The organism is uncultured Meiothermus sp. (genome assembly GCF_937863175.1).
Taxonomy (GTDB): Bacteria; Deinococcota; Deinococci; order Deinococcales; family Thermaceae; genus Meiothermus.
The window spans coordinates 1-8411 of the sequence record NZ_CALMCQ010000006.1 but is presented as its reverse complement, the minus strand read 5'-3'; the positions used below and the strand labels follow the sequence as shown (position 1 = coordinate 8411).

Below are 8411 nucleotides of genomic sequence, written 5' to 3'. Positions count from 1 at the left end.
CGCCGCTACTGCCCAGGCGTCCTGGGTCGGGCGGCCCCAGAGCTCGGCAAAATCGGGGTTGCCTGCGGTGGTGGGCAGTCCGGCCAGATCAAATAAATCCTTGGCAGCAAAAGGAATCCCGACCAGTGGGCCACGATCGCGGGTCGGAGCCTCCAGATCATCTACCCAGGCAACCACTGCGCCGTATACATCTGACCCTGTATCCATCCTGTTATCTTATCTATCTGGCCCGATGCGTTAAGGTAGTGGAGTATGGTTGAGGTGCACACCCGATCCGTAACCTTTTATCCCCCGGCCAGGGCCAGGTTTCTGGTGGGCGACTTTACCGACTGGGACCGAAGGCCCATCGCCATTGACCAGCCCCTGACCCTCGAGTTCCCCGCCGGAGCCTACCTCGAGTACGCCTTCCTCGACGCCGACCAGAATCCCTTCCCCGACCCCGATAACCCCCACAAAGCCCAGAACCCCTGGTGGACGTATCCCAGGGCTGTGGAGCTGCCAGGTTTTCACTATACCGCCCCCCACCAGCCCTCTCGTGCACTCGAGGTACACCGGCACCGTCTGGAGTCCATGGCCTTCGGCACCACCCGCCGCTACTATGTCTACAACCCCACCCAGCCCGCCCAGGCCACCCTCTACGTTCACGATGGCGTGGCCTACTACCGCACCGCCAGGCTGGCCGAGGTGGCCCAGGGGCTTTGTGAGTTAGGCGAAATACGGCCCGTACGAATTGTATTCATCGAGCCCGAAGACCGTCGCAACGAGTACTGGTTCAATTCTACTTACGAACAGCATGTACTGAATGAAATTATTCCCGCCGTGGAGTCGCACTATGGTTCCACACCGGAAAGAGGGCTGATGGGTGCGAGCCTGGGGGGCCTGGTTTCAGGGTGGATGGCCTTGCGCCGCCCAGACCTGTTCCAGAAGGTCGCTACCCAGTCGTCCTGCCTGACGGCCTCACCCGAGGGGGGTAACGCTTTTACCGACCCCGAGTGGCTTACCGAACAGTACCTGGCTTCGGAAACCCTGCCCCTGCGGTTCTACTGCGAAACCGGCCAGATCGAGTGGCTCCTGGCTCCCAACCGCCGTTTTGCGTCCATGCTGAGCGATCAGGGCTACCGCCACGCCTACTTTGAGCGTCCCTCCGGACACAACTGGATGACCTGGCGGCAGGGGCTGGCCCCGGCCCTGGTGTACCTGTTCGGATCCTGAAGTTTGGGGTGATAGGCTTAGGTTTATGGAGTTCGGATCGGCTTTTGCAGCCATTCTCATTATTGTTGCACTCGAGGCGGTTTTATCGGTGGACAATGCCATGGTTTTAGCCGTGATGGTTCGGCCTTTGCCGGAACACCTGCGTTCCAGGGCCCTGCTCTATGGCATCATCGGCGCATATGTATTGCGTGGACTGGCATTGTTGTTTGCCACGGTCATCCTCCAAATCTGGTGGATTCAACTGCTGGGCGGCTTGTACCTGATGTATCTGGCGGCCAATCACCTTTTCCCTCACAAACCACCGGGCATTTCAGACCAAACCCGCATTCAGCAAGAGGCAGCAAAGAGCTTCTGGCGCATCGTGATCATGATTAATGTGGTTGATCTGGCTTTTGCGGTGGATTCGGTGCTGGTGGTGGTGGCTCTCAGCCGAGAGTTCTGGGTGATCTTTACCGGTGTGGCCATCGGTATTTTGCTCATTCGATTGGCTGCAGGCATTATGGTCACCTTCATCGAGCGCTACCCCCGGCTCGAGGCGGTGGCGTATGCAGTGGTGGGCTGGGCCGGGCTCAAGCTGCTCCTGGAAGGTTGGGAACACGGCAGTGAAGTGTGGCTGCACCGCCCCGAGTTGGCCTTGCATCTGTCACAAGCTTTTTTCCTCAGCGTGACTTTCGCGATCCTGGTTTTCGGGGGTTTGTGGGCCTTCCGCCGCACTCCCGGAGCCAGGTAGGCGCAGGTCAAAGTGGTCGAGGGTCAAGAGCCAGGAATCCGATTGGTATGCTGTCCAGGTATTTCCAGGCTTTCGGCCTTCGACTTGTGGTTTTGGGGCGCTTGGAATTCACCCGTCGTTTTGACCCTTAGGAAACGGGTCTGATGGAGTTGCTCGAGCCATGCCCAAAGACTGGGACACCCATTACCGCACCCAGCTCCCCATCGCCCAGCCTGCACAGGTGGTGGCTGCTTTTGCCCATCAACTGCCCCACGGGCCCGTGCTGGATCTGGCCGGGGGAACCGGACGAAACGCTATTTTTCTGGCCATACGCGGGCACCCGGTGATGCTGCTTGAGCGTAGCCGGGTGGCCCTCGAGTTTGTCCGCTCCGAGGCCGCCCGGCAACAACTCAACATCTGGGCGCTCGAAACCGATCTGGAAGTCCCCCACCCCAACCTGCCTCCTGGCCCTTTTGCAGGCATCGTGATTTCCTACTTCCTGCACCGCCCACTGCTGGAAAGGTTGGCTTCCAGGCTAATGCCCACGGGCCTGGTGCTCATCGAAGGTTTCACTATCCTCGAGGCCCTTCGGCGCGGAAGCCAGGCCGAGCACTACTGGCAGTCGGGCGAACTCCTGCACCCACCCCCAGGGCTTCATCTGCGGGCCTGGGCCGAGGGCTGGATGGAAGGCCATCATCGCACCTGGGCCGCGTGGTATAAGCCTCCCTGGGCCCCGACCGGCCTGGGGCAATCGTAGGTTCATGCGCTTTTCATCCGGAAAAGAGTGCTACCCTACTCTCTGGTTGGGGAGTAACCACCCTCGAGGCGAGTTCGGGTTAGCGGCATAGTCGTTGTGGCCAACGGCTACCCTTTCGCTTAGGCGATTGGGGTGCCAGCATTGGCAAAACCGTAACGCCTTCAGGGGATGATTAATCGTCAGTACGAAGCAACTGCTTCCGGTTAATCAGGGTACATAGCCTGGGTGAGACCACCACAACACAAAAGGCCGTGGTGGCTTTGCGTGGTTTTGCCCACCCATGCTCGAGGTGCGCGTGGAACAACTTGGACAAGCGCTGATTGTTGTTGGAATTCTAATTGTCATGGAGGCGGTGCTCTCCGCAGACAACGCAATGGTACTGGGGGTGATGGTCAAGCAACTGCCCCCGCCCTGGCGGCAACGGGCCTTGTTTTATGGCATCGCCGGGGCCTACGTCTTGCGCGGGCTGGCCCTGGTGTTCGCGGTGTATCTGATTCAGTTCTGGTGGATTCAGGCCCTGGGGGCTGCTTACCTGCTCTACATCGCCATCAGACACTTCAGCAAGCCCAGGCCCAAAGAGGAAGTCCACCTCCAGGCGGTGCAGACCCTCAAGGTGGTAACACCCCGCAAGTTCTGGACCATTGTGGCCCAAATTGAGCTGGCCGACCTGGCCTTTGCAGTGGACTCGGTGCTGGTAGCGGTAGCGCTTTCGAACAACATCTGGATCATCTTCACTGGGGTGTTTATCGGCATCCTGGCCTTGCGCTTCGTAGCGGTGCTCTTTGTGGGTCTGCTGGAAAAATACCCCCGCTTCGAGACGGTGGCTTTTGTAGTAGTGGGCTTTGCTGGGGTTAAGCTGGCCATTGGGGGTTGGGACAAGCTCACCAAGGAGGTTCTGAGCCACCCCGAGTGGGTCACGGGAATAGACAAAACCCAGTTCTCGCTCTTCATTCTGGTGGTGCTCATTCTAGGCACCATCTGGGCCATGAGCCAGAAGCCCAAACCCTCCAGCTTCTAGGCCACCCAGGAGCCCTCAAAGCCATGAGCAAAGGTGTTCGCTCCCAAGCTCTCCCTCCAGTCCCCCTGCCCAAATCTGGTAAGGTTTAAGTTGCGCCATGGTAAGTTTGCCACCCCGTGAATCAGGTAGTTTGCCCGATGCTTCCCAGCAGACGGAGCCTGCTCGATCCCAGTGGAGATCACGCTTGTGAGCGCAAATCCCACATCCACACCGCTCCCCCCCGTCATTCGCTTTCACGTTGGAGACGCTTAGCCGATGATCCTGGTGCTAACAATCCTGGCCTACCTGATCGGCTCGCTGCCGCTGGGCTACTGGGCTATACGCGGGCTGACCGGACAAGACCCGCGACTGGCCTCGGCCTACAACCTGGGCCTCGAGAACACCCTCAAACTTCTGGGAACTGGCCCCGCGCTGTTGGCCTGGGGCCTGGATTTTCTCAAGGGGCTGCTGGCGGTCTGGATAGGGGGGCAGTTTGGGCTGTCCTGGGCAGTTATCTTTGCGCTTGTAGTCTATCTAGGGCATCTGTATCCTCCCCGGCTTTTTGCCGAAGGAGCGCTCCTGCGGGGGCGGGGCGCTGGGGTCCTGGTGGGGATTGTCTTTGGCCTGTACCTGAGCGGGTTGCCCTACCTGCTTACCCTGGTTGTCCTGCTGGTGGCCGGGGTGGGTCTTTTCTTGAGCCGCTACGGTTCGTTGGCGGCCATGTATATTCCGGCCACACTGGCGCTCTTGCTAACCCTCGAGCCCATCTCGGGCTGGGCCAGGCTGGCAGCCTGGGTCTTGTTGTTTATGACGGTGTGGCGCTACAAGGAAAATATCGGACGGATGCTGGAAGGCACCGAGCCCCGCCTGGGCGAGCCTTTGCCCTTGCCCTCAGACAAACAAGTGGTCTGCGCTTTCATGATTCATCCCCTTACGGTGGAGGATTTTTTTCAGAGCCCGCGTTTCAGGTGGGCCAGGCCCCTGGTAAACCGAGGGATTATTGGCCAGAACCTGGTGGAAAACTTCGCCGAGGCCCTCAGGCCCATGAAGGTTGGGGAGTTGCGCGGGGTCAAGACCAGCGATGGGCGCGAGATTCGCTGCCATCTGCTCTCAGCCCCGTTGTTACCCCACCAGATCAGCAGCAAGCCTGAACTCGCGATCCGCCGGGCCATCCAGGGAGCGCGGCTGGCCCAGGAGTTGGGCTGCACAGTGGTGGGGCTCGGGGCTTTCTGGAGTGTGGTGGGCGATAAGGGCCGCATCGTCCAGGAAGCCGTGCCGGACATTCAGGTTACCAATGGCGGGGCCTACACCGCCGGAACCGTCAGGGCCGCGATTCCAGGTATCCTGGCCCACTTCGAACACTCTGGGCGCAAGCTCAGTGACGCAACAGCGGCAGTGGTGGGGGCCAACGGCGTGGTGGCTTTCGGCATTGCCCGCCAGGTTGCCCCGCTCGTGGGTAAGCTGATCCTGGTTGGGCGCAACATGGAGCGTTTGGAGAAAAGCGCCGCGACCCTCGAGCAGAACCTGGAGCGCAAAGGCCAGCCTGTGCCCGAGCTTGTAGCAACCCTGGAGATATCGGCTATCAAAGAGGCCGACCTGATCTTCACCGCCACTTCCGACCCCGCCTCCATCATCTTCCCTGAGCACATCAAGCCCGGTGTCTGGATCTACGACGAGGGTGTACCGCCCGATGTGGATGAGTCGGTGAAGGGTGTGCAGGGTGTGCGGGTGATCCCCGGCGGGGTGGTGCGGCCTCCGGGGGCCATGACCGGCAATATCAACCTGCATTTCGGCCAGGGCACAGTTCCGGCTTGTCTGGCCGAGACCATGATCCTGGCCGCCGAAAAAGCCTACGAGCGGAAGAGTCTGGGCGGCGAGACCAAAAGCGAGAACATCCAGTTCTTCGTCGAGCGGGCCGAGGCCCTGGGTTTTAGGGTAGTGGACTAAGCTCAGGGCGGTTTCAGCCGCCGCTCCGGATCACTCACATCGGACGGGTACGGTTCAGGAACGCTTGCTCTCAATCCCCGAACATACCGGGCCAACTTGGTCTGGCTTTGGCCTAGACTAACTTCTCAGGTGGGTGGTAACCCGTATAATCTGCTCGGAAGTGTGGAAATAAGGAGCTACTGTATGGATCGAGCCCAACGCCTTCGTACCGTGATCGCTGCTGCCCAAAAACATCCCGTCTATGCACAAAAACTGAGCGGAGTGGATGCCTCCAGCATTACCCTCGAGACCATAGCCAGCTTGCCGCTCACCACCCGCCAGGAATGGCTAGCGCATATCCAGGCCCATCCCAGACCCCCACAGGGGGCCGCCCTGATGCACCTGACCCCCAGTCCGGCCATAGGCTGGATGCCCGAGTATCTGTCCGCCGAAGATGTGGAATACCAGGCAGAGGCGCTGGCTGCTCAGATGCGCCGGCTGGGTGTGGCCGGTAAGAAAGCCCTGGTGGCCTTCGGTTATCACATTTTTGCCGGAGGCTGGCTGTTTCACGAGGCCCTGCAGCGGGCCGGGGCAATGGTCTTGCCCCACGGCCCCGGCGAGGCCGAGCGAATCGCCCAACTGCAACAGCAGTACGGCTTTGAAATTCTGGTCTGCAATCCCAGCTTTGCTATGAAAATAGCCCAGGCTGGAGGTAAGTTTGAGCTTCTAATGGCTGGTGGAGAACCCTTCTCCTCGGTTCCGGGCTACCGTGAAAAGCTGGAACAGGCCATGGGGGGGGTAGCGGTAGATGCCTACGGTACCTCCGAGCTTGGTGTTGTGGCAGGGGAAAGCCTGGATAAAAACGGCTTGAGGGAGATACCTGAAATGGCCATCCTCGAGCTCCTCGACCCCGAAACCCTAGAACCTACCCCCGATGGTGAAAAGGGGGAGATGGTGATCACTGCACTTTCGCGCACCCTGATGCCCATGGTTCGTTTTCGCACCGGCGACCTCGCGGTAGTGACCCGGAAAGATGGCCACCTATGCCTTCCCCGAGGGGTGATTGGACGTACCGACCTGATGGTCAAGGTCAAAGGGGTCAAGCTTTACCCAACCGAGCTGGCCCCTCTGCTCATGGCTTTTGGTATTGACCCTCGTACAGGCGCGCAGCTGGTGGTCGAAAGCAAAGAGGGCGGAACCGACCGGCTAACCTTGCGCATCAAGGCCGAGGCTGTTCCACCCCAGCTTGGCCCGGCCCTGCAACAAGCCACCGGCATCCGCCTCGACGACATCCAGGCCGACCCGGCCCTGGAGGGGCCGCCCCTGGTGGACAAGCGTTACTAAACCACCGCCATGGTGCGGGTCGAAAGCTGAGGGGCAGGGTCACAGCCGATCTTCGTCCTGATCGTACTCCTTCGCATAGGTCTCCACTGCTTCCCTGGGTCGCCGAGGGCCTGGGGCCACAGCCATCTACCTCGCCCGCAGTTTGGCCCGCCCTCACAGTGCTTTCACGGTGGGACCATCAACCCTGTTGATACCCCCTGCCAAATAGCATTGACCTGAAACAATATTTGCGTCGTGAAGGTAGAAGTGTAAGATGTTGGCGATAGAAGTGCGGGAGGCCGTGTAGGTTTGCGAGACTTCGTGAAGACCGGCACAAGCTCAGTCGCAAAAGAGGAGGCGCATGTCACCCATAAGTGAGTATCAGGCTCTGCTGGTTTACCTGGCAGTTGCGGTCGGCATTGCTGTTCTGGCGAGTGTGGTGGGAGCAATTCTTGGACCCAAAAAAGGTGGACGTTTCAAGCTGATGCCCTATGAATCGGGCAACGACCCTGCCGGGGAGGTTAAGCGCTTCCCAGTGCACTACTATGCGGTGGCCATGCTCTTCATCATCTTCGACGTGGAAGTGGCTTTCCTGTGGCCTTATGCAGTGAGTGCGGGCACCGTGGGGGTGGTGGGCTTCTGGGGCCTGATGGTGTTTACGGTGCTACTGTTTGTGGGCTTTTTGTACGAGTGGTACAAGGGTGTGATGAAGTGGCACTGAGGAGCCGACAGCCCAGAGCTGAAAACCTGAAGCAGTCTTACATTCGGCTTTAAGCCTTTGGCAGGGAGGTTTTTGAATGGCAACCATTGCAGACCTTTTTACGAAAGATGTACAGGAACTCGAGAATGAGGGCATCCTGTTTACCAACCTCGAGAAGCTCATTGCCTGGGGGCGTTCCAACAGCCTGTGGCCCGCGACCTTCGGGCTGGCCTGCTGTGCCATCGAGATGATGGCGTCCACCGATGCCCGCAACGATCTCTCCCGTTTTGGCTCCGAGGTCTTCCGGGCCTCCCCTCGCCAGGCCGATGTAATGATTGTGGCCGGACGGCTTTCCAAAAAGATGGCCCCGGTGATGCGCCGGGTCTACGACCAGATGCCGGATCCAAAGTGGGTTATCTCGATGGGAGCCTGCGCCTCTTCGGGCGGGATGTTCAACAACTACGCGATCGTGCAAAACGTGGACAGCGTGGTGCCGGTGGATGTATTTGTGCCCGGCTGCCCACCCCGGCCCGAAGCCCTGATCTATGCAGTAATGCAACTGCAGAAAAAGATCATGGGTGCAGGCCGCGACGACCAGGGCCGCAAGCTGCCTAAAATTGAGGCCTGGAAGCGGTAGACCTTGGCGAGGTGGATATGCAAAAACTGGTACAACTAAAAGCCGACGCCCGTGCCAGAGGCTGGGAGGTGGAGGAAGCCCACGACAGTACCTGGGTGGTGGTGCCCAGGGCAGAATTCAAAGCCCTGCTAGGGGCGCTCAAGAACCAGG

The 8411-nt window shown here is 59.7% G+C and carries 9 protein-coding genes; 8 read left to right on the top strand and 1 reads right to left on the bottom strand.

Translation table 11 applies throughout. From position 1 onward, the window contains the following. A partial coding sequence (locus tag Q0288_RS00150) for an amidase family protein (protein WP_299425331.1) occupies positions 1-207 on the bottom strand: 207 nt, incomplete at its 3' end. Positions 208-252: 45 nt separating this feature from the next. On the opposite strand from Q0288_RS00150, the gene Q0288_RS00145 reads away from it, so the two are divergent. The 8 genes from Q0288_RS00145 (at position 253) to Q0288_RS00110 (ending at position 8261) form a co-directional block, all read left to right on the top strand. Next, positions 253-1212: an alpha/beta hydrolase-fold protein gene (locus Q0288_RS00145; RefSeq protein ID WP_299425329.1), complete on the top strand. Its 960-nt coding sequence runs from the start codon at positions 253-255 to the stop codon at positions 1210-1212. A gap of 25 nt (positions 1213-1237) precedes the next feature. Beyond that, positions 1238-1942, top strand: coding sequence for a DUF475 domain-containing protein (locus Q0288_RS00140; RefSeq protein WP_299425326.1), 705 nt, complete (start codon positions 1238-1240; stop codon positions 1940-1942). Positions 1943-2102: 160 nt separating this feature from the next. Next, on the top strand, positions 2103-2678 hold the full coding sequence (locus Q0288_RS00135) for a class I SAM-dependent methyltransferase (RefSeq protein WP_299425323.1): 576 nt from the start codon (positions 2103-2105) through the stop codon (positions 2676-2678). Between the two features lie 280 nt (positions 2679-2958). Next, entirely contained in the window at positions 2959-3696 is a 738-nt protein-coding gene (locus Q0288_RS00130; protein ID WP_299425320.1) for a hypothetical protein, read from the top strand. A 255-nt stretch (positions 3697-3951) separates the two neighbouring features. Next, complete coding sequence (locus Q0288_RS00125; RefSeq protein WP_299425318.1) at positions 3952-5622, top strand: glycerol-3-phosphate acyltransferase; 1671 nt, start codon at positions 3952-3954, stop codon at positions 5620-5622. A gap of 183 nt (positions 5623-5805) precedes the next feature. Further along, positions 5806-6945, top strand: a complete 1140-nt coding sequence (locus Q0288_RS00120; protein WP_299425316.1) for an AMP-binding protein — start codon at positions 5806-5808, stop codon at positions 6943-6945. Between the two features lie 340 nt (positions 6946-7285). Next, positions 7286-7645: an NADH-quinone oxidoreductase subunit A gene (gene ndhC, locus Q0288_RS00115; protein ID WP_299425313.1), complete on the top strand. Its 360-nt coding sequence runs from the start codon at positions 7286-7288 to the stop codon at positions 7643-7645. A 76-nt stretch (positions 7646-7721) separates the two neighbouring features. Beyond that, positions 7722-8261: an NADH-quinone oxidoreductase subunit B family protein gene (locus tag Q0288_RS00110; RefSeq protein ID WP_299425310.1), complete on the top strand. Its 540-nt coding sequence runs from the start codon at positions 7722-7724 to the stop codon at positions 8259-8261. Positions 8262-8411: the final 150 nt, after the last annotated feature.

What these genes read in the sequence shown, in the direction of transcription:
- Q0288_RS00145 (WP_299425329.1), top strand. Translation starts at nt 253, where the DNA reads ATGGTTGAGGTGCACACCCGATCCGTAACCTTTTATCCCCCGGCCAGG.
- Q0288_RS00140 (WP_299425326.1), top strand. Translation starts at nt 1,238, where the DNA reads ATGGAGTTCGGATCGGCTTTTGCAGCCATTCTCATTATTGTTGCACTC.
- ndhC (WP_299425313.1), top strand. Translation starts at nt 7,286, where the DNA reads ATGTCACCCATAAGTGAGTATCAGGCTCTGCTGGTTTACCTGGCAGTT.
- Q0288_RS00125 (WP_299425318.1), top strand. Translation starts at nt 3,952, where the DNA reads ATGATCCTGGTGCTAACAATCCTGGCCTACCTGATCGGCTCGCTGCCG.
- Q0288_RS00130 (WP_299425320.1), top strand. Translation starts at nt 2,959, where the DNA reads ATGCTCGAGGTGCGCGTGGAACAACTTGGACAAGCGCTGATTGTTGTT.
- Q0288_RS00110 (WP_299425310.1), top strand. Translation starts at nt 7,722, where the DNA reads ATGGCAACCATTGCAGACCTTTTTACGAAAGATGTACAGGAACTCGAG.
- Q0288_RS00120 (WP_299425316.1), top strand. Translation starts at nt 5,806, where the DNA reads ATGGATCGAGCCCAACGCCTTCGTACCGTGATCGCTGCTGCCCAAAAA.
- Q0288_RS00135 (WP_299425323.1), top strand. Translation starts at nt 2,103, where the DNA reads ATGCCCAAAGACTGGGACACCCATTACCGCACCCAGCTCCCCATCGCC.